The 20,598-nt window shown below is 52.4% G+C and carries 21 protein-coding genes, 1 pseudogene and 1 riboswitch; of the genes and pseudogenes, 17 read left to right on the top strand and 5 right to left on the bottom strand.

Annotated features, from left to right (window positions below; all coding sequences use genetic code 11):
- Positions 1-25: 25 nt before the first annotated feature.
- The 7 genes and pseudogenes from bioB (at position 26) to slrP (ending at position 9,062) form a co-directional block, all read left to right on the top strand.
- The gene (gene bioB / locus ACLJPQ_RS02540; RefSeq protein WP_000090727.1) at positions 26-1,066 is read left to right on the top strand and encodes a biotin synthase BioB; all 1,041 of its coding nucleotides are present in this window, start codon (positions 26-28) and stop codon (positions 1,064-1,066) included.
- Positions 1,063-2,220 (top strand): 8-amino-7-oxononanoate synthase, encoded by a 1,158-nt coding sequence (bioF, locus tag ACLJPQ_RS02535; RefSeq protein ID WP_138010034.1) that lies wholly within the window; start codon positions 1,063-1,065, stop codon positions 2,218-2,220. The genes bioB and bioF overlap by 4 nt, the downstream gene beginning before the upstream one ends.
- Positions 2,204-2,959 carry a malonyl-ACP O-methyltransferase BioC gene (bioC, locus tag ACLJPQ_RS02530; protein WP_080185158.1) on the top strand — a complete coding sequence of 252 codons (756 nt, stop codon included), beginning with the start codon at positions 2,204-2,206 and terminating at the stop codon, positions 2,957-2,959. Before bioF ends, bioC begins: the two co-directional genes overlap by 17 nt.
- A complete protein-coding gene (gene bioD / locus ACLJPQ_RS02525) occupies positions 2,952-3,638 on the top strand; it encodes a dethiobiotin synthase (RefSeq protein WP_039589470.1) in 687 nt (228 codons plus the stop codon). The genes bioC and bioD overlap by 8 nt, the downstream gene beginning before the upstream one ends.
- 649 nt (positions 3,639-4,287) lie before the next feature.
- Positions 4,288-6,309, top strand: a complete 2,022-nt coding sequence (uvrB, locus tag ACLJPQ_RS02520; protein WP_000042502.1) for an excinuclease ABC subunit UvrB — start codon at positions 4,288-4,290, stop codon at positions 6,307-6,309.
- 302 nt (positions 6,310-6,611) lie between these two features.
- Positions 6,612-6,787: pseudogene (locus ACLJPQ_RS02515) on the top strand (hypothetical protein).
- Positions 6,788-6,794: 7 nt separating this feature from the next.
- Entirely contained in the window at positions 6,795-9,062 is a 2,268-nt protein-coding gene (gene slrP / locus ACLJPQ_RS02510) for an SPI-1 type III secretion system effector E3 ubiquitin transferase SlrP (protein ID WP_193627503.1), read from the top strand.
- Between the two features lie 91 nt (positions 9,063-9,153).
- Here the strand turns inward: slrP and yvcK are convergent, their stop codons facing one another.
- On the bottom strand, positions 9,154-10,062 hold the full coding sequence (yvcK, locus tag ACLJPQ_RS02505) for a uridine diphosphate-N-acetylglucosamine-binding protein YvcK (protein WP_001246033.1): 909 nt from the start codon (positions 10,060-10,062) through the stop codon (positions 9,154-9,156).
- A 264-nt stretch (positions 10,063-10,326) separates the two neighbouring features.
- Positions 10,327-10,471, top strand: a riboswitch (molybdenum cofactor riboswitch).
- On the opposite strand from yvcK, the gene moaA reads away from it, so the two are divergent.
- From moaA to ACLJPQ_RS02460, 9 genes are all read left to right on the top strand, one after another.
- Positions 10,459-11,448, top strand: coding sequence for a GTP 3',8-cyclase MoaA (gene moaA, locus ACLJPQ_RS02500; protein WP_000168180.1), 990 nt, complete (start codon positions 10,459-10,461; stop codon positions 11,446-11,448). It overlaps the preceding riboswitch by 13 nt.
- 21 nt (positions 11,449-11,469) lie before the next feature.
- Positions 11,470-11,982, top strand: coding sequence for a molybdenum cofactor biosynthesis protein B (moaB, locus tag ACLJPQ_RS02495; protein WP_000084604.1), 513 nt, complete (start codon positions 11,470-11,472; stop codon positions 11,980-11,982).
- A gap of 2 nt (positions 11,983-11,984) precedes the next feature.
- Positions 11,985-12,470 carry a cyclic pyranopterin monophosphate synthase MoaC gene (gene moaC / locus ACLJPQ_RS02490; protein WP_000080894.1) on the top strand — a complete coding sequence of 162 codons (486 nt, stop codon included), beginning with the start codon at positions 11,985-11,987 and terminating at the stop codon, positions 12,468-12,470.
- Entirely contained in the window at positions 12,463-12,708 is a 246-nt protein-coding gene (gene moaD / locus ACLJPQ_RS02485) for a molybdopterin synthase sulfur carrier subunit (RefSeq protein ID WP_000598596.1), read from the top strand. Before moaC ends, moaD begins: the two co-directional genes overlap by 8 nt.
- A gap of 1 nt (position 12,709) precedes the next feature.
- Positions 12,710-13,162: a molybdopterin synthase catalytic subunit MoaE gene (moaE, locus tag ACLJPQ_RS02480; protein ID WP_080185160.1), complete on the top strand. Its 453-nt coding sequence runs from the start codon at positions 12,710-12,712 to the stop codon at positions 13,160-13,162.
- Between the two features lie 47 nt (positions 13,163-13,209).
- Positions 13,210-13,914, top strand: coding sequence for a Bax inhibitor-1 family protein (locus tag ACLJPQ_RS02475; RefSeq protein ID WP_000373611.1), 705 nt, complete (start codon positions 13,210-13,212; stop codon positions 13,912-13,914).
- A 145-nt stretch (positions 13,915-14,059) separates the two neighbouring features.
- On the top strand, positions 14,060-14,767 hold the full coding sequence (locus tag ACLJPQ_RS02470; RefSeq protein WP_080185161.1) for a Bax inhibitor-1 family protein: 708 nt from the start codon (positions 14,060-14,062) through the stop codon (positions 14,765-14,767).
- 23 nt (positions 14,768-14,790) lie between these two features.
- Positions 14,791-15,399 carry a hypothetical protein gene (locus ACLJPQ_RS02465; RefSeq protein WP_077957245.1) on the top strand — a complete coding sequence of 203 codons (609 nt, stop codon included), beginning with the start codon at positions 14,791-14,793 and terminating at the stop codon, positions 15,397-15,399.
- A 7-nt stretch (positions 15,400-15,406) separates the two neighbouring features.
- Positions 15,407-15,967 carry a hypothetical protein gene (locus tag ACLJPQ_RS02460; RefSeq protein WP_001052196.1) on the top strand — a complete coding sequence of 187 codons (561 nt, stop codon included), beginning with the start codon at positions 15,407-15,409 and terminating at the stop codon, positions 15,965-15,967.
- Positions 15,968-15,969: 2 nt separating this feature from the next.
- Here the strand turns inward: ACLJPQ_RS02460 and ACLJPQ_RS02455 are convergent, their stop codons facing one another.
- From ACLJPQ_RS02455 to ACLJPQ_RS02445, 3 genes are read right to left on the bottom strand one after another with little or no spacing between them, the layout of a single operon-like run.
- Positions 15,970-16,932, bottom strand: a complete 963-nt coding sequence (locus ACLJPQ_RS02455) for a YbhN family protein (protein WP_001129819.1) — start codon at positions 16,930-16,932, stop codon at positions 15,970-15,972.
- Positions 16,932-18,173 carry a cardiolipin synthase ClsB gene (gene clsB / locus ACLJPQ_RS02450; RefSeq protein WP_000649639.1) on the bottom strand — a complete coding sequence of 414 codons (1,242 nt, stop codon included), beginning with the start codon at positions 18,171-18,173 and terminating at the stop codon, positions 16,932-16,934. The genes ACLJPQ_RS02455 and clsB overlap by 1 nt, the downstream gene beginning before the upstream one ends.
- Positions 18,170-18,928, bottom strand: coding sequence for an endonuclease/exonuclease/phosphatase family protein (locus ACLJPQ_RS02445; RefSeq protein ID WP_000192039.1), 759 nt, complete (start codon positions 18,926-18,928; stop codon positions 18,170-18,172). The genes clsB and ACLJPQ_RS02445 overlap by 4 nt, the downstream gene beginning before the upstream one ends.
- A 132-nt stretch (positions 18,929-19,060) precedes the next feature.
- Here ACLJPQ_RS02445 and ACLJPQ_RS02440 point away from each other — a divergent pair, with 132 nt between their 5' ends.
- A complete protein-coding gene (locus ACLJPQ_RS02440; protein ID WP_000871970.1) occupies positions 19,061-19,471 on the top strand; it encodes a YbhQ family protein in 411 nt (136 codons plus the stop codon).
- Here ACLJPQ_RS02440 and ACLJPQ_RS02435 read toward each other — a convergent pair.
- The gene (locus tag ACLJPQ_RS02435) at positions 19,433-20,539 is read right to left on the bottom strand and encodes an ABC transporter permease (RefSeq protein WP_000469050.1); all 1,107 of its coding nucleotides are present in this window, start codon (positions 20,537-20,539) and stop codon (positions 19,433-19,435) included. The two genes, ACLJPQ_RS02440 and ACLJPQ_RS02435, sit on opposite strands and share 39 nt — an antisense overlap.
- Positions 20,540-20,598 lie beyond the last annotated feature (59 nt).

The following is a 20,598-nucleotide window of genomic DNA, read 5'->3' as shown; positions in this document are numbered from 1 at the left end:
AAACAACATATTTTGGAGAAGCCCGATGGCTCGCCACCCACGCTGGACACTGTCGCAAGTAACCGAATTATTTGAAAAACCACTGCTGGAATTGCTGTTTGAAGCGCAGCAAATTCATCGCCAGCATTTCGATCCGCAGCAGGTACAGGTTAGTACGCTGCTGTCGATCAAAACCGGCGCCTGCCCGGAGGATTGTAAATACTGCCCGCAGAGCTCGCGCTATAAAACCGGGCTGGAAGCCGAGCGTTTAATGGAAGTAGAGCAGGTACTGGACTCCGCCCGTAAAGCGAAAAACGCCGGTTCGACCCGCTTCTGTATGGGGGCGGCCTGGAAGAATCCGCATGAACGCGATATGCCTTATCTGGAGCAGATTGTACAGGGCGTCAAAGCGATGGGGCTGGAAACCTGTATGACGCTAGGCATGTTGAACGAGAGCCAGGCGCAGCGTCTGGCTAACGCCGGGCTGGATTACTACAACCACAACCTCGATACCTCGCCGGAGTTTTACGGCAATATCATCACTACCCGTACCTATCAGGAGCGCCTCGACACGCTGGAAAAAGTCCGTGAAGCAGGGATTAAAGTGTGCTCCGGCGGCATTGTGGGTCTGGGCGAAACGGTTACCGATCGCGCCGGACTGTTGTTGCAGTTGGCGAACCTGCCGACGCCGCCGGAAAGCGTGCCAATTAACATGCTGGTGAAGGTAAAAGGCACGCCGCTTGCGGATAACGATGACGTGGATGCATTTGATTTTATTCGTACTATCGCCGTAGCGCGCATCATGATGCCGACCTCATACGTGCGTCTTTCCGCAGGACGTGAACAGATGAACGAGCAGACCCAGGCGATGTGCTTTATGGCCGGGGCGAACTCGATTTTCTATGGCTGCAAATTGTTAACTACGCCAAATCCGGCAGAGGACAAGGATCTGCAGTTATTCCGTAAGCTGGGGCTGAATCCGCAGCAGACCAGGGTGCTGGCGGGCGATAACGAGCAGCAGCAACGTCTGGAGCAGACGCTGATGACGCCTGACACCGATGATTATTACAACGCGGCAGCCTTATGAGTTGGCAACAACGCGTCGACGATGCGCTGACGGCGCGTCGGGCGACGGATACGTTGCGCCGCCGCTATGTGGTGTCGCAGGGCGCCGGACGCTGGCTGGTAGCGAACGGTCGACAGTATCTTAACTTCTCCAGCAATGATTACCTCGGCTTAAGTCAACACCCGCAGATTATTCGCGCCTGGCAACAGGCAGCGACGCGTTTTGGCGTCGGCAGCGGCGGGTCGGGTCATATCAGCGGTTATTCCGTGGCGCACCAGGCGTTAGAGGAGGAACTGGCGCAATGGTTAGGATATCCACGCGCGCTGCTGTTTATCTCTGGCTTTGCGGCGAATCAGGCGGTCATTACCGCCTTAATGAAAAAAAATGACCGGATTGTGGCCGACAGGTTGAGTCATGCTTCCCTGCTGGAAGCCGCCAATCTGAGTCCGGCGCAGCTTCGCCGCTTTATCCATAACGATACGCTGCATCTGTCGCGTTTACTGCAATCGCCCTGCGTGGGCCAGCAACTGGTGGTGACAGAAGGTGTATACAGCATGGACGGCGACAGCGCGCCGCTGGCGGAAATCCAGCACATTGCCCGCAGGCATCATGCCTGGCTGTTGGTTGATGATGCGCACGGCATCGGCGTGACTGGCGATGAGGGGCGGGGCACCTGCTGGCAACGGGGGGTGAAGCCTGAGTTGCTGGTGGTGACTTTCGGTAAGGGGTTTGGCGTCAGCGGCGCAGCGGTGCTCTGCTCGGAAAGCGTCGCGGATTATCTGCTGCAATTTGCCCGTCATCTGGTTTACAGCACCAGTATGCCGCCCGCCCAGGCGCAGGCGTTAAGCGCCTCGCTGGCGGTGATCCGTAGCGATGAAGGTCGTGAACGGCGCGAAAAACTCGCCGCTCTGGTTCAGCGCTTTCGGGCCGGCGTTAACGCGTCCCGATTTACGCTACTGAATGCCCATAGCGCCATCCAGCCGTTAATCGTGGGCGATAACAGCCGTGCATTGCGCCTGGCGGAGGCGCTGCGTCAACAAGGATGCTGGGCGACGGCGATTCGCCCGCCGACGGTGCCTGTCGGCACGGCGCGCCTGCGCTTAACGTTAACGCAGGCGCATGAAGCGTGTGATATCGACCGTCTGCTGGAGGTGCTGCATGGCGCAGGTGAATAAGCAGGCTATTGCGGCGGCGTTTGGCCGGGCCGCATCGCAATATGAACAGCACGCCTCTTTGCAGCAACACAGCGCGGATGCGCTGCTGACGCTGTTGACAGGCCGCCAGTTTGCCAGTGTGTTGGACGCAGGCTGCGGCCCCGGACGTATGAGTCGTTACTGGCGAGAGCGGGGGAGCGAAGTGACCGCCCTGGATCTTTCGCTGCCGATGCTGCAACAGGCGCGCGATCGTCAGGCGGCGCATCACTATTTGCTGGCGGATATCGAAGCGATTCCCCATGACGCCGAAGTTTTTGACCTGGCCTGGAGCAACCTGGCGGTCCAGTGGTGTGGCGATTTACGTGATGCGTTGAGCGAGTTGTATCGGGTTGTACGGCCCGGCGGCGTGGTGGCGTTTACCACCTTGTGCCAGAGGTCGTTGCCGGAGCTGCGTCAGGCATGGCAGGCCGTCGATAATCGCGCTCACGCGAATAGCTTTTTGCCGGAAGAGGCCATTGACCACGCGCTGCGCGGCTGGCGGGCGTCTCGTCATACTCAGGCGATGACATTGTGGTTTGAGGATGCCCTGAGCGCAATGCGCTCGCTTAAAGGCATTGGCGCCACCCATCTTCATGAAGGGCGGAAGTCGGATGTATTAACCCGCGCCCGGCTTAGACAGATTCAGTTGGCATGGCCGCAGCGGCAGGGGAAATATCCGCTGACGTACCATCTTTTTATGGGAGTGATTGAACGTGACTAAACGCTATTTTGTGACCGGTACTGATACTGAAGTCGGTAAAACGGTCGCCAGTTGCGCCTTATTGCAGGCCGCAACGCAGTTAGGTTATCAAACCGTAGGCTATAAGCCCGTCGCTTCCGGCAGCGAAATGACAACCGACGGGCTACGCAATAGCGATGCCCTGGCCTTGCAGCGTCACAGCAGCCTGCCGCAACCTTATTCCGCTATCAATCCTTATACTTTTGCCGAGCCTACCTCTCCCCACATCGTTAGCGCCGACGAAGGCCGGGCGATAGACGCGGCGGTGTTATCACGCGGATTGCGAACGCTGGAGGCGCAGGCAGACTGGGTGTTGACAGAAGGGGCGGGCGGCTGGTTTACACCGCTCTCTGCCACGCTGACGTTTGCCGACTGGGTACAGACGGAGCAGCTGCCGGTGATTCTGGTTGTTGGCGTCAAGCTGGGCTGTATTAATCACGCCATGCTGACGGCGCTGGCGGTAGAACAGGCCGGATTACCACTTGTCGGATGGATAGCCAACGACATACAGCCGCCGGGCGCGCGTCATGGTGAATATCTCGCGACGCTTCGCCGCGTCATACCGGCCCCGCTGTTAGGGGAAATCCCGTGGCTGGGCATTTCTCCATCGCAGGCGGCGACAGGACAGTATCTGGACCTCAGCCCCCTGGAACGCGCCTGACCGCGCTTAAAAACCGCCTTCTTGCAGGATCTGACGATCCTGCTGTTCTTTCGCCAGACCCTCCTGACGTCTCCATGCTAAAAATGTGCAAAATGTGAGCGTCTACGCCTCAATTTTTCCCTTCTCGTTAGCCAATAATCTGCCAAAAATAGCGATAATTTTTTTTATCGCCCGGCGAAAACGTCAAGGGCTGATTTTGCCAGGCGGCAGGGGATACGGGCTGGAAGCAGTTATCCACTATTCCTGTGGATAACCTTGTGTATTAGAGTTAGAAAACACAACGTAAGCGAGAGGCGACGCGGCCTGCGACTAAATTGGCGCGAAAGACGGCTTGAGAAAATATCCCTTTTCAGACAGCAAGTTATATAAAATCAATGGTTGTAAAGGAAGGGGGATACGTTGACATAAAACTTTCATCATCCGACTTGACAAATGTTAAAAAAGACTCTGGTCTGGGGATAACCAGCACACTGCTGGAATTTTACCCCGCGACTGTCTATGTTTTACCTCTAAATAGCGTGGGGTATCTGCCGATAGCCATTATACACTGAAGTGTTACTGTTTTTTCATCCAGTATTTTTTATTGGCAATATTCACCGTCGAGAGTAAAATTACACCCCTGCCCGCTCACTCCTTCAGGTAGCCGCTCATGAGTAAACCGTTCAAACTGAATTCCGCTTTTAAACCTTCTGGCGATCAGCCGGACGCTATACGTCGTCTGGAAGAGGGGCTGGAGGACGGGCTGGCGCATCAGACGTTATTGGGCGTGACCGGCTCCGGGAAGACATTCACCATCGCCAACGTCATTGCGGACTTGCAGCGGCCAACGATGGTGCTTGCGCCCAATAAAACCCTGGCGGCGCAGCTCTACGGCGAAATGAAAGAGTTTTTCCCGGAAAACGCGGTGGAGTATTTCGTCTCCTACTATGACTACTATCAGCCGGAAGCGTATGTGCCAAGTTCGGATACGTTTATCGAAAAAGACGCTTCGGTAAACGAACATATTGAGCAAATGCGGTTGTCGGCAACGAAAGCGTTGCTTGAGCGACGCGATGTCGTGGTGGTGGCTTCCGTGTCCGCGATTTACGGTCTGGGCGATCCGGATCTCTACCTGAAAATGATGCTGCATCTGACGGTGGGAATGCTGATTGACCAGCGCGCGATTTTGCGTCGGCTGGCGGAATTGCAATACACCCGTAACGATCAAGCTTTTCAGCGTGGTACCTTTCGCGTGCGCGGCGAAGTGATCGACATCTTCCCGGCTGAATCTGACGACATCGCGCTACGCGTTGAGCTGTTTGATGAAGAAGTGGAACGCCTGTCGCTGTTCGACCCGTTAACCGGGCAGGTAGAGTCAACGGTGCCACGTTATACTATCTATCCCAAAACGCACTACGTGACGCCGCGCGAGCGTATTCTGCAGGCGATGGAAGAGATAAAAGATGAGCTGGCGGACAGGCGTAAGGTCTTGCTGGCGAATAATAAGCTGCTTGAAGAGCAGCGATTAAGCCAGCGCACGCAGTTCGATTTAGAGATGATGAACGAGCTGGGCTACTGCTCAGGCATTGAAAACTATTCCCGCTTTCTGTCGGGCCGCGGGCCGGGCGAACCGCCGCCAACCTTGTTCGATTATCTGCCCGCCGACGGACTGCTGGTGGTGGATGAGTCTCATGTCACCATCCCGCAGATAGGCGGCATGTATCGCGGCGACCGGGCGCGCAAAGAGACGCTGGTCGAGTATGGCTTCCGTCTGCCTTCGGCGCTGGATAACCGTCCGCTGAAGTTTGAGGAGTTTGAAGCCTTAGCGCCGCAAACTATCTATGTTTCCGCCACGCCCGGCAACTATGAGCTGGAAAAATCTGGTGATGAGGTGGTGGATCAGGTCGTGCGACCGACCGGGCTGCTGGACCCGATTATTGAAGTGCGTCCGGTGGCGACCCAGGTGGACGATCTGCTGTCCGAAATTCGTCAGCGTGCGGCCATTAATGAGCGTGTCCTTGTCACTACGCTCACCAAACGGATGGCGGAAGATTTGACCGAATATCTGGAAGAGCACGGCGAGCGCGTGCGTTACCTGCACTCAGATATTGATACCGTGGAGCGCATGGAAATCATCCGCGATTTGCGTCTGGGCGAGTTTGACGTTCTGGTGGGGATTAACCTGCTGCGCGAAGGGCTGGATATGCCGGAAGTCTCGCTGGTGGCGATTCTGGACGCCGATAAAGAGGGCTTCCTGCGCTCCGAGCGCTCCCTGATTCAGACCATAGGGCGCGCGGCGCGTAACGTTAACGGTAAAGCGATTCTGTATGGCGATAAAATCACGCCGTCGATGGCGAAGGCGATTGGCGAAACCGAGCGACGTCGCGAGAAGCAGCAGAAGTACAACGAAGAGCACGGTATCACTCCGCAGGGGCTGAACAAAAAAGTGGTCGACATCCTGGCGCTGGGGCAGAACATTGCGAAAACCAAAGCGAAGGGGAAAGGCAAGGGCCGTTCTACGGCAAAAGCCGGAATTGTCGAACTGGATATGACGCCGAAAGCGTTGCAGCAGAAAATTCATGAACTGGAAGGGCAAATGATGCAGCACGCGCAAAATCTGGAGTTTGAAGAAGCCGCGCAAATTCGCGACCAGTTGCACCAGTTACGCGAGTTGTTTATCGCGGCGTCCTGACAATGTGTCGATCGCCAGCGAGTCATCGTACCATGGCTCGCTTTTGAGAATTTCAGTGCAATAGTAAGGGCTAAGTCAGGAATGAAAAACAGTGACAGGCTTTGACTAACGAGATTGTCGAAAAAGTCAAAACATCAATGGGGTAGCTAGTTTAATCACAACTGAAGAAAATTAGCGTTGAGGCTGAACCCAACGCTAATTTTCCCTCTCTCCTCGGCTATGAAAAAAACGCCCCGTATTATCGGTATAGCTATCCTCATGATCGTCATTTTAATCTTATGTGAGTTCGTTGAAATCGTGTCATGGCAACAGATAACATCATCCTACGTAAAAAAAAGAGGTGATAGAAGCGTGAGCATTTATAAGTCAAGCGCTGCAAATACTGAATGATTTGTCCGAAATAATGACGACTGTGACCTCTTATTTAAAGTTGAGAATATCCTTATCTGTTACTTTAGGTTACGTTCAGATCAGGTAGGGAAAATATGTTTAATATTACTAATATACAATCTACGGCAAGGCATCAAAGTATTAGCAATGAGGCCTCAACAGAGGTGCCTTTAAAAGAAGAGATATGGAATAAAATAAGTGCCTTTTTCTCTTCAGAACATCAGGTTGAAGCACAAAACTGCATCGCTTATCTTTGTCATCCACCTGAAACCGCCTCACCAGAAGAGATCAAAAGTAAGTTTGAATGTTTAAGGATTTTAGCTTTCCCGGCGTATGCGGATAATATTCAGTATAGTAGAGGGGGGGCAGACCAATACTGTATTTTGAATGAAAATAGTCAGGAAATTCTGTCTATAATTTTTAATACAGATGGCTATACCGTTGAGGGAGGGGGAAAGTCAGTCACCTATACCCGTGTGACAGAAAGCGAGCAGGCGAGTAGCGCTTCTGGCTCCAAAGATGCTGTGAATTATGAGTTAAACTGGTCTGAGTGGGTAAAAGCGGCGCCAGCGGAAGAGGCAGCAAATCGTGAAAAAGCCGTACAACGGATGCGTGACTGCCTGAAAAATAATAAGACGGAACTCCGTCTGAAAATATTAGGACTTACCACTATACCCGCCTGTATTCCTGAGCAGATAACTACTTTGATACTCGATAACAATGAACTGAAAAGTTTGCCGGAAAATTTACAGGGAAATATACAGATCCTGTATGCCAGAAGTAATCAGCTAACCAGTATCCCTGCCTCGTTACCAGATACCATACAGAAAATGGAGCTGAGCATTAACCGTATTACTGAATTACCGGAACGTTTGCCTTCAGCGCTTCAATCGCTGGATCTTTTCCATAATAAAATTAGTTGCTTACCTGAAAATCTACCTGAGGAACTTCGGTACCTGAGCGTTTATGATAACCGCATAAGGACACTGCCAGAACATCTTCCGTCAGGGATTATCCGTTTGAATGTGCAGAGTAATTCGTTAACCGCTCTGCCTGAAACATTGCCGCCGGGCCTGAAGAATCTGGAGGCCGGCGAAAATGCTTTAACCAGTCTGCCCGCATCGTTACCACCAGAATTACAGTTCCTGGATGTAAGTAAAAATCAGATTACTGTTCTGCCTGAAACACTACCTCCCACGATAACAACGCTGGACGTTTCCCGTAACGCATTGAGTAATCTACCGGAAAACCTCCCGGCGGCATTACAAATAATGCAGGCCTCTCGCAATCGCCTGGTCCGTCTCCCGGAGTCGTTACCCCGTTTTCGTGGTGAAGGACCTCAACCTACAAGAATAATCGTAGAACATAATCCTTTTTCAGAACGAACAATACAGAATATGCAGCAGCTAATGTCCTCTGCGGGTTATCAGGGACCCGAGGTATTTTTTGCCATGGGCGACTTTTCAATTGTTCGGGTAACTCGACCACTGCATCAAGCTGTCCAGGGGTGGCTAACCAATCTCGAGGAGGAAGACGTCAACCAATGGCGGGCGTTTGAGGCAGAGGCAAACGCGGCGGCTTTCAGCGGATTCCTGGACTATCTTGGTGATACGCAGAATACCCGACACCCGGATTTTAAGGAACAAGTCTCCGCCTGGCTAATGCGCCTGGCTGATGATAGCGCACTAAGAGAAACCGCATTTATTATAGCGATGGATGCAACGATAAGCTGTGAAGATCGGGTCACACTGACATACCACCAAATGCAGGAAGCGACGTTGGTTCATGATGCTGAAAGAGGCGCCTTTGATAGCCACTTAGCGGAACTGATTATGGCGGGGCGTGAAATCTTTCGGCTGGAGCAAATAGAATCGCTCGCCAGAGAAAAGGTAAAACGGCTGTTTTTTATTGACGAAATCGAAGTATATCTGGGTTTTCAGAATCAGTTACGAGAGTCGTTGTCGCTGACAACAATGACCCAGGATATGCGATTTTATAACGTTTCGGGTATCACTGAGTCTGACCTGGACGAGGCGGAAATAAGGATAAAAATTGCTGAAAATAGGGATTTTCACAAATGGTTTGCGCTGTGGGGGCCGTGGCATAAAGTGCTGGAGCGTATAGCGCCAGAAGAGTGGCGTGAAATGATGGCCAAAAGGGCTGAGTGTATTGAAACGGATGAGTATCAGAGCCGGGTCAATGCTGAACTGGAAGCGTTAAGAATAGCAGACGACTCTGACGCAGAGCGTGCTATTGGGAAAAAAATAATGGAAGAAATTAATCAGTCACTCTGTACTGAGCTCATGGAGAATATATTGCTGAAAAAAGAGGTGAGCTCGCTCATGAGCGCCTACTGGCGGTAGCTGAACGCAGTTTATCAGAAGGGGGAGAGAGCCTGTTTACCCTTCGGTGTAAACAGGCTTCTGATAAGCGCAGCGTCGTCGGTAAACGGGCTTAACCCAACGCCTGTAGCGCTTTTTCCAGCGCATTATGTAATAACTGACGATCGTGGCGATAGGGGATATCGCTGGCCTCCAGCACTTCCTGAATCACCAGCCGATCGTTCACCGCACTGACGTCAACTCGCGGCCCAACCACTACTGCGTCAATGACTTTTTTGCCAATATATTGCTCCATCATCGCCAGCTTATCGACCAGCGTTAAACTGGCGGCGGGCAGACTCAGTTCGCGACCCAGATTGCCGATATACACCATTGGCGCTGGGGTGCGCCGCAGCGCCTGCGCCAGTTCATCCAGCAGCAGGCAAGGCATCAGGCTGGTATAAAAACTGCCAGGGCCAATCAGAATCAGATCCGCGTCATTAATGGCCTGTACCGCTTCCCGCGTCGCCGGAACGTTTGGCGTTAACATGATCTCCTGCGGCGGCGTCGCTAACTGATCGATATTCACCTCGCCATAAATCTCATGCCCCTGATCGTCAATCGCCATCAGATCTACCGGTAGCTCCGACATCGGGATCAGCTGCGCGTCCACTTTAAGCAGATTACGAATTAAATTAATCGCTTCCAGAGGCCGCACGCTCAGGTGATCTAACGCCTTTAACATCAAATTTCCGAGGTTATGACCAGAAAGTTCGCCATTACCGCCAAAACGGTACTCAAACATAGCGGATGCGACGCTGGGTTCGGTAATTAACTGATTCAGACAGTTGCGCATATCGCCCCAGGCGATCCCGCCTTCCGAGCGGCGAATACGGCCAGTTGACCCCCCGTTATCTGTGGTAGTCACAATGCCGGTCAGGCGCGAACCTAATGAAGAAAGCGAGGAGAGGACGCGTCCTAATCCATGCCCTCCGCCGAGGGCAACGACACGATCAAGGTCAGCCAGCGTACGATTGCGCATAAAAATTCCTGAAGTCAAATAAGCAGCGCTACAGTAGCGCAAGTCGCGGGTTTTCAGCAATTAGCCGACCGGCTAAAAGACAATTAATTATTCCCGACTACCCCTTTATAGCGAGGGCGTTACCACGGCTAAATGATATATATCAATGTAAAAGTGTGATTTTCACGTATTCTGTCGCTAAATAGCACGATCATATCGCTATGTATATGTTTATATAGCGAAAGCGTGATGGCGAAATTGTCATTTACACGCTAGTATCGGCGTAACCACAGTAAACACTCTAGCCTCTGCACCTGGGTCATTTTTGATACGGTGCTTTGGCCGTGACAACGTTTAACGTTTGCCACCAGGGCGCAGGAAGAAATGACTCCGCCTCCCGTATTTGGAAAGGTGTACATGGCTTCACAACTTACCGATGCTTTCGCGCGTAAGTTTTACTACTTGCGTTTGTCGATTACCGATGTGTGTAACTTTCGTTGCACCTACTGCCTGCCGGATGGCTACAAACCTGGCGGCGTCACTAACAACGGTTTCCTTACCGTTGATGAAATTCGTCGCGTTACGCGCGCTTTTGCCAGTCTTGGCACGGAGAAGGTGCGTCTTACCGGCGGCGAGCCTTCATTACGCCGCGATTTTACCGACATCATTGCCGCCGTGGGTGAAAATGATGCTATTCGCCAGATCGCGGTGACCACTAACGGTTATCGACTGGCGCGCGATGCCGCGAACTGGCGCGAAGCGGGGCTGACGGGCGTCAATGTTAGCGTGGATAGTCTGGATGCGCGTCAGTTCCATGCGATTACCGGTCAGGACAAATTCCGCCAGGTGATGGCGGGCATCGATGCCGCCTTTGACGCCGGTTTCGAAAAGGTGAAAGTCAACACCGTGCTGATGCGCGACGTGAATCACCATCAGTTGGATACCTTCCTTGCCTGGATTCAGCCTCGCCCCATTCAGCTACGCTTCATTGAACTTATGGAGACGGGCGAGGGGAGCGATCTCTTCCGCAAACATCATATTTCGGGTCAGGTATTACGCGACGAGCTGATTAAGCGCGGTTGGATCCACCAGCTCCGCCAGCGCAGCGATGGCCCGGCGCAGGTTTTTTGTCATCCCGATTACGCCGGTGAGATCGGTCTCATTATGCCGTATGAAAAAGATTTCTGCGCCACCTGTAATCGCCTGCGTGTTTCGTCCGTCGGGAAGCTGCATTTATGTCTGTTTGGCGACGGCGGCGTGAGTTTACGCGACCTGTTACAGGATGATGCGCAGCAATACGCGCTTGAGGAACGTATTTCCGACGCGTTGCGGGAGAAAAAGCAGACCCATTTCCTTCACCAGAGCAATACTGGTATTACGCAAAATTTATCTTACATTGGCGGTTAATCCTTAATAAGGAGATTTCAGATGAGTCAGGTCAGCGCTGAATTTATCCCGACCCGCATCGCTATTCTTACTGTTTCCAGCCGACGCGGCGAAGAAGACGACACCTCCGGTCATTATCTGCGTGATTCGGCGCAGGAGGCCGGGCATGAAGTGGTGGCGAAAGCCATCGTTAAAGAGAACCGTTACGCGATTCGCGCCCAGGTTTCCGCCTGGATCGCCAGTGATGAGGTGCAGGTCGTATTGATAACTGGTGGGACCGGTTTGACCGAAGGCGATCAGGCGCCGGAAGCGCTGTTGCCGCTGTTCGATCGTGAAGTGGAAGGATTTGGCGAAGTGTTTCGCATGCTCTCGTTTGAAGAGATCGGCACCGCAACTCTGCAGTCGCGCGCGGTAGCTGGCGTGGCGAATAACACCTTGATTTTCGCCATGCCGGGCTCTACAAAAGCGTGCAGAACCGCATGGGAGAATATCATTGCGCCGCAGCTGGATGCCCGTACACGCCCATGTAATTTTCACCCTCATTTAAAGAAATAACGATGTCGCAATTAACCCATATAAACGCCGCAGGCGAAGCGCACATGGTGGACGTTTCCGCGAAAGCGGAAACCGTTCGTGAAGCGCGTGCGGAAGCATTCGTTACCATGCGTAGTGAAACGCTGGCGATGATTGTTGATGGCAAACACCACAAGGGCGATGTTTTCGCGACCGCCCGAATTGCCGGTATTCAGGCCGCCAAACGCACCTGGGAGCTGATCCCGCTGTGCCACCCGCTACTGCTAAGTAAAGTGGAGATTCAGCTTCAGGCCGAGCCGGAGCATAACCGTGTACGTATTGAGTCTCTGTGCCGTCTGACCGGTAAAACCGGTGTCGAAATGGAAGCGTTAACCGCGGCGTCCGTCGCAGCGTTAACCATCTACGACATGTGCAAAGCGGTACAAAAAGATATGGTAATTGGTCCGGTGCGCCTGCTGGCGAAAAGCGGCGGCAAATCGGGGGATTTTAAGGTGGATGCGCATGATTAAGGTGCTTTTCTTCGCCCAGGTTCGCGAGCTTACAGGAACTGATGCGCTGGATCTTCCAGCAGATTTTTCCACCGTTGAGTCGCTGCGACAGCATCTGGCGACAAAGAGCGATCGTTGGGCGCTGGCGCTGGAAGACGGCAAGCTGTTGGCGGCGGTCAACCAGACGCTGGTAAGTTTTGACCATCCGCTGACGGCGGGCGATGAAGTGGCGTTTTTCCCGCCAGTCACGGGGGGCTAACATGCGTGAAACGCGAATTGTAGTCGGCCCCGCGCCGTTTAGCGTCGGGGAGGAATATTCCTGGCTGGCGGCGCGTGACGAAGACGGCGCGGTCGTCACCTTTACCGGAAAAGTGCGCAATCATAACCTGGGCGATAGCGTTAAGGCGCTGACGCTGGAGCATTATCCCGGCATGACTGAGAAAGCTCTGGCGGAGATCGTCGTTGAGGCACGTTCCCGCTGGCCGCTGGGTCGGGTCACGGTGATTCATCGCGTTGGCGAATTATGGCCGGGCGATGAGATTGTGTTTGTCGGCGTCACCAGCGCGCACCGCAGTAGAGCGTTCGACGCCGGCCAGTTCATTATGGATTATCTGAAAACCCGTGCGCCGTTCTGGAAGCGTGAAGCCACGCCGGAAGGCGATCGCTGGGTCGAAGCGCGCGACAGCGACCAGCAGTTGGCGAAACGTTGGTAGCAGAATGTGATACGCTTTAGGGTATCATTTCCACACAGGAGTTCATCATGGACAGATTTCCACGATCTGATTCAATAGTGCAGGCACGGTCCGGCCTGCAGACCTATATGGCGCAAGTGTATGGCTGGATGACGGTCGGACTGTTACTGACCGCGTTTATCGCGTGGTATGCGGCTAATACGCCAGCCGTCATGATGTTTGTCTTTTCCAGTAAGATCACTTTCTTTGGCTTAATTATTGCCCAGCTTGCGCTGGTGTTTGTTCTGTCGGGACTGGTGCATAAACTTAGCGCCGGAATGGCGACCACGCTGTTTATGCTCTATTCGGCGCTAACCGGATTGACGTTATCCAGTATTTTTATCGTTTACACCTACTCCTCTATCGCCAGCACGTTTGTGGTGACGGGGGGAATGTTTGGCGCCATGAGCCTGTACGGGTACACCACTAAACGCGATCTTAGCGGTTTCGGCAATATGCTGTTTATGGCGCTTATTGGTATCGTTCTGGCGTCGCTGGTCAATTTCTGGCTGAAGAGTGAAGCGCTGATGTGGGCGGTAACCTATATCGGGGTGGTGGTGTTTGTCGGTCTGACCGCCTATGACACGCAGAAACTGAAAAATATCGGCGAGCAAATAGATACCCGCGATAGCGCTAATCTGCGCAAATATTCGATTCTCGGCGCGTTAACGCTGTACCTGGACTTTATCAACCTGTTCCTGATGTTACTGCGTATTTTTGGCAATCGCCGCTAATTATAGCGATCTCTTAAAATCCTGGCCCTGCGCCAGGATTTTTTTAGGACTATATTTAGGGCGAAACAGCATAAATATCTTAGAAATGTTTTCCTGCGCTTGCCATTCTTATCACCGTGATCATGTGAAGAGTGATAAATGACAAGTGGGACCTCTGGCTGCAATACGTATACGGCAAATAGCATTTATTCCCGCGACAATGTTATCCCTTACCTATTGGTATACTGCGTTGGGACTATGGTGTACCGCCGGCATTATATGGTTAACGTTGTATACTCATTTTTTGATAACTCACGTTCAACCTGTTGTTGTTTTGTGGATATCAGCACTTTTGCTTGGCCTGGGGTATGGGGCCATTACCTGTCTTTCCCGCTTTGGCACTGTTGTCGCAACGTTGATATATATTGCCATCATTACGCTTACCGGCGTGTCATTAGCTTACCTTTTCTCAGGTGGCGCGACCATTTTCGTGATTGTTGGAATCATGTTTAGTCTTAATGCCTTATTTATTTTCTACCTGAATATCAGTTCTGGTCTATTCAGGCCGTTAATTTTTATGGAGGTAAGCGGGATCATCGCTGCGATAGTTGTCAATAGCCTGGTGGCCAGTAGCACTCTGGTCTGGATAGTCAGTGTGCTGACGGTATTAGTATGGACATTGATTACAGCACTAGAAAAATCGACACTTCATGGTTATGCCCGCATGTTATACCACAGCGAGTTTTCATCCCTGCCTCGTTGCGCTTTATTTGGCGCGCTGACGCTTTACCTTGGCATTATTAATGCTGTGGTTACGCTGTGTCGTTATATCATTTTGATGATTCTGGAAATACTATTATCTTTCAGGCCGTAGGCGTTGCAGGTTTTTTATTCAGGTTGGTGATGATGGGTATAATGAGTAAATTATGTGGCAAACAATTTTGGTTAGCGTTTTGTGAAGCTAAAGACGTCACTCGCGCCATTAAAAATGGCGGCGAGGATTTTAATCAGAAATGCCCGCCAGCGCTGATTTCTCATTTCATTACCGGATTGTCATGGGAACATTCATTACCCAATCCTGCGCCTGTTTGCGCGTTTAGTTTTATGCTTCTTGTGGGAGGTGTGTGCAGTGCGCATTTTGTTTTTGATAAGTTTATTCTATATTGGCCACTAAATATAATCATTTATTTGGGCAGTGCTATAGGTATGATGCTATGTGTTATGGCTGAGGTATGGCTTATTGCCAAGGGTTATATCCTGGGGTTGCGCCTCTGCGTTTTACTGTTTTTATTAAATATTATGCTCTGCGGTACTGGATTATTTGACGTGTTGTGCAATCAAAATAGCGAACTAAAGAGTGATCTGGTTATCGCGATTATTATGGTTGTGCTTTGCCGCTGGGTGATGAATGGCGAAACGTTTACGATGATGATTCGTTTCTGCCTGGGGCGTCGATTAGTGCGAGTCGCATTACAAAAATATCTCACCTCACAGACAAGGAAATGATAAGCCCATGAATCTGATGACGTGGCTAACAGGAAAAACACTGGCGGAGCTGGTGAAAAAAGGGCAGTTGATCCCGCCAGAAATTAAGTTACCTGTGTATCCGGCCAGCCACTACAAAAAAAACTGGTATGAACAAGGTATTCCTCACGGAGGCGTTATTGGGCTTACGGCGATCATGATGACCATGACATGGATCGTCAGTATAAACATGGTTATTGCGCAGTTTGAGCTGCACAATAAAAAGCATCTGGAGCTGGTCTTCTTCCTGGCCGTGGGCTATATCGCTTTTCTTACCCCGTCAAATCAGCTCCTGCTTAAAGGAAGAATGAGCGGGGTCATTATTTACCGCTATGCGCTATTGTTGGCCATTATTTCCGTTACGTTGGCAACGTTCTGTACCCTGTCATCAGTATTCATGGGCGAGTTTCACGAAGTGCTCCTGCTGCTGTTTAGCTGGTCATTGCTGCTTTTTTCCCGCTTACAGATGAATACGTCTTTTTTCTCAGCATATGTTTATTTTTACCGGATAAAACGCGTTGTGCTGGAAAGCGAAAACGCGTCTGCTTAAATTTATTTCGCCATCGCCCGCTCGTTTTTCGCCCGCAACTTCTTCGCCCGGCTCTCCAGGATCAGGTAGCACACCAGCGCCAGCAACAGGGGAATAAAATAGTAAAGCACACGGTACGCGAGCAGGGCGGCGATAATCGTGCCTTGCGACGTATGTTCGCCCGCCAGCAACGCAAGGAATACGGCCTCCAGCACGCCGATGCCTGCCGGAATATGCACGATGACGCCCGCGATACTGCTCACCAGCAGTACGCCCAGCACAAAGAAATAGTTCACATCCTGACCCATCAGCAGCCAGATAATGGCGCCCATCGCCATCCAGTTCGCGCTGGAGATCGCCATCTGCGCCAGCGCGAATTTCCATGACGGCAGCACCAGTTTCTGCCCTTTAATCGTCATATGCCGCCGCTTCGCAAAGGCGCAAAACCACAGATAGACCGCGATAACCAACAATAAAACGATACCGAGAATACGTAGCGTGCCTTCATCGATATACCAGTGGTCGGGAAGCTGGACAATGCCGAAGGTAAAAATGATGCCGCCAAGCAGAATATAGCCCAGCCAGTTAGTGGTAATGCTGAGTGAGAAAATACGCGTGATAGTACTGCCGGGCAACCCGAGGCGAGAGTATAGTCGGTAACGCATCCCGATCCCGCCGACCCAGGTGCTGAGCGTCAGGTTAAAGGCATAGCAGACGAACGATACCAACATCACCTGTCGCTTCGCCAGCTTATGGCCGCAATAAAGCCGTCCAAGCAGGTCGTAGCAGCCGTACAGAAGATAGCTAACGATCACCAGTCCCACAGCGCTTAAAAGCGCCGTGCGGTTATAGTCGCGGATGACGGTCCAGACATCGCCCCAGTCGACCTTTTTAGCATAAACCACCAGCAGAACGACGACCGCAATAAAAAACAGCCAGGTCAGCACTTTTTTAGCCAGCCGCCAGCGCGGATGCGATTTAGCCATTAGGGCTTCACTCCTGTATTTTCTGGATCAACGCGATCCTGGGTTTCCATTTCCGGCTGGGCAGGCGGGGGAACCTGCGCCAGATGCGGGGTATGCGCAGGTAGCCAGCCGACCAGCGCCGGGAAATGACGTAAAAAGTGGAACGCCAGCACGCTTTTGGTCAGGTTCCACCAGGTGCGTTTCGGCAGCATAGACTCATCGACCTGCTTACAATCGTTCACGATGATGCCTTGTAAGTTATCGCGCAGGGTCTGGTTAAAAGTACGATCGTGAATGATCAGGTTAGCTTCAAGGTTAAGCGACAGGCTGAGCGGATCGAGATTACTCGACCCTACCGTGGCCCAGTGATCGTCCATCAGCGCCACTTTGCCATGCAGCGGACGGCGTCGGTATTCATAAACCTGCACGCCGCCCTTCACCAGATAGTTATAGAGCAACCGCGCGCCGACTTTGACTATCGGCATGTCTGGTTCCCCCTGGACAATCAGTTTTACGCTCACGCCACGGCGGGCGGCTTTACGCATTGCGTGGAGCAAGCGATAGCCGGGGAAAAAATAGGCGTTAGCGATAATCACTTCACGCTTTGCCTGGGTCAGCATTTTCAGATAATGACGTTCGATATCGTCGCGGTGCTCTTCATTATCCCGCCAGACAAACAGCGCCTGCGCTTCGCCGGGGTGGCGATTTTCTTCAGCCTGGTGATGGCGCTTCCACCAGCGGCGCGCGGGGCTTTGCCCCGGCAGATTCTCGACTTCGAATTGCAGGATATCGGCCACTACAGGCCCTTCGACCCGTACCGCGTAGTCTTGTTTCGCCTGCGGGCCGTAATCCGACATATGTTCGGCGGAGTAGTTAATGCCGCCGACAAAGGCAATACGATCATCAATCACCACAATTTTGCGGTGCATTCGGCGGAAGATATTGGTTCGCAACCCCAGTAGACGCGGGCGGGGGTCGTAATAGCGAAAAATAACGCCCGCCGAGGTTAATTCGCCGACAAACGCGTCGCTGAGATCGGGAGAGCCGTAGCCGTCGAGTAATACTTCGGCTTTTACGCCGCGCTGTGCGGCTTTTAGCAGAGCGGCATGGAGTTTTTTACCCACCTCATCTTCAAACAAGATAAAGGTTTCCAGAATGATTTTTTGCTGTGCCTGAGCGATAGCCTCAAACACGGCAGGATAGAACTGGTCGCCGTTTTCCAGTAGCTGAATTTGATTACCTTCACGCCAGCCGCATTTCATAGATGGATCTCCGCGCTAAGGGGGGCATGGTCTGATAAATGTCGCCAGTTCCGCAGCGGCAGCGCCGTAGGAGAACTGGCGTTCGCATTCTTGACGTAAATACGATCGAGTCGCAGCAGCGGCATACTCACCGGGAATGTGCGCGCCGGTCGGCCATGGGCACGGGTGAATATCTCCTCCAGCCCGGCCGCGTTTAACGGCGGGCCGGCCTTTTGCCGCCAGTCATTAAAGTCTCCGGCCACCAGCACCGGTTCTGATTCCGGCAAGGCATTCACCCATCCCGCCAGCATGGTTAACTGTGCCTGGCGGTGGCTCTCCCGCAGGCCGAGATGTACGCACATGACGTGGATAGGGCGGTTGAGCATGGGCGGCGTAATGCGGCAATAGAGCACGCCGCGTTTTTCGCTACCGCCGACCGAGACGTCGCGATTTTCATAATGTTCAATGGGATAGCGAGAAAGAACCGCGTTACCGTGATGGCCTTCCGGATAGACCGCATTGCGGCCATAGGCGAAATCGCTCCACATGGTGTCGGCCAAAAATTCATAGTGGGTAGTGTCCGGCCAGTTTTCGATATGCAGCGGATGTACTTCATGCGCGCCCATCACTTCTTGCAGACAGACGATATCGGCGCCGACCGTTCTGACGGCGTCGCGCAGCTCCGGCAGGATGAAGCGTTTATTAAAGGCGGTAAAACCTTTGTGCGTATTAATTGTGAGCACTTTGAATGAAAAATTTCGCGTGTGTTGAGTCATTTTCTTCCTGTCCGCGTCACTATCCTGATTGAAATAGTGTAGTCGTCGTCACAAAAAGATGCGGTCTTACGGAATTTTCCGTAAAGTTCGGTACTCTGAATAATGAGAGAAAAATGCTTCAGGAGAAAAGCCATGAAGTGGCAACAACGCGTTCGTGTCGCAACCGGCCTCGGTTGTTGGCAGATTATGTTGCATTTACTGGTAGTGGCGATGCTGGTAATAGGCTGGATGAGCGGCACATTAGTGCGCGTCGGCCTGGGATTATGCGTGCTTTATGGCGTGACGGTACTGCTGATGCTGGCGTTGCAGCGCCATCATGAGCAACGCTGGCGCGATGTGGCGGATGTGCTGGAAGAGCTGACTACCACCTGGTACTTCGGCACCGCGCTGATTGTCCTCTGGCTGCTATCCCGCGTATTGCAAAACAATGTCTTACTGGCGCTGGCGGGGCTGGCTATCCTGGCCGGGCCCGCCGTGGTCTCGCTACTGGCGAAAGATAAAAAGCTACATCACTTTGCGTCTAAACATCGCATACGCCGCTGAACCCGTGGTGGCCGCTATCACCAATAGCGGCCACAAACTTCCCCAGACAATCCCCAGACTCGCGTCCTTAAGATAAATTTGCTTGGTAATATCAGTAAAGTGGCGGATAGGGTTTATCCACGTCAGGTTTTGCAGCCAGACCGGCATGTTTTCCACCGGCGAGACATAACCCGAGAGCAGAATCGCCGGCATCATAAAGACAAAGACGCCGATAAACGCCTGCTGTTGCGTGGCGCAAAGCGATGATATCAGCAAGCCAAAGCCTACCAGCGACAGCCCGTAAATCACCATCGTGAAATAAAACAGCGCTAACGAACCGGCGAAGGGAATTTGGTATGCCCAAATGCCGATAGCCAGCACGATCGTGGCCTGGAAGGTCGCGACAATCAGCGCCGGCACCGCTTTACCAACGAAAATCTGCCAGGTGGTGAGCGGAGAGACCAGCAGCTGATCCAGAGTGCCTTGTTCACGCTCGCGGGCGACGGACAGCGAAGTGACGATCATCACGCCAATAGTGGTGATCATGGCGATCAGCGAGGGCACCACAAACCACTTGTAGTCCAGATTTGGGTTATACCAGTTGCGTACCACCAGTTCGCTATTGTTGGGCTTTGGCTTGCCGTCCATCAATGTCTGCTGATACTCCTTGACGATCTGTTGCAGATAATTGGCGGCGATTTGCGCGCTGTTGGAGTTACGTCCATCAAGAATGAGTTGCATCGGCGCAGGCTGGAAGGTATCCAGATTCCGCGAGAAATCCGCCGGGAAGCGCACCAGCAGCAGCGCTTTTTGCGTATCGATAGTCGGCTGGATCTCCTGCGGACTGTTCAGCAATAGCACATGGGTAAACGCTTTCGCGCGAGCAAAGCGCTGGGTAAGTTCTACCGAATGTTTGCCGTTATCTTCGTTATAGATGGCGATAGTCGCGTTAGTGACTTCAAGCGTCGCGGCGAACGGAAACAGGATGACCTGAATCAGCACCGGCAGAATCAGGATCGCGCGCGTTTGCGGTTCGCGTAAAAGCGATTGCAGTTCTTTGCGAATTAACGTCCATAAACGATGAAACATGTCCGTCCTCTCAGTCCAGTTTGTAGGCCTGATAAGCAAAGCGCATCAGGCATAATGCC

Source organism: Salmonella sp. SAL04213 (assembly GCF_046550535.1).
Lineage (GTDB): Bacteria > Pseudomonadota > Gammaproteobacteria > Enterobacterales > Enterobacteriaceae > Salmonella > Salmonella enterica.
This window is presented reverse-complemented; position numbering and strand designations above follow the sequence as displayed.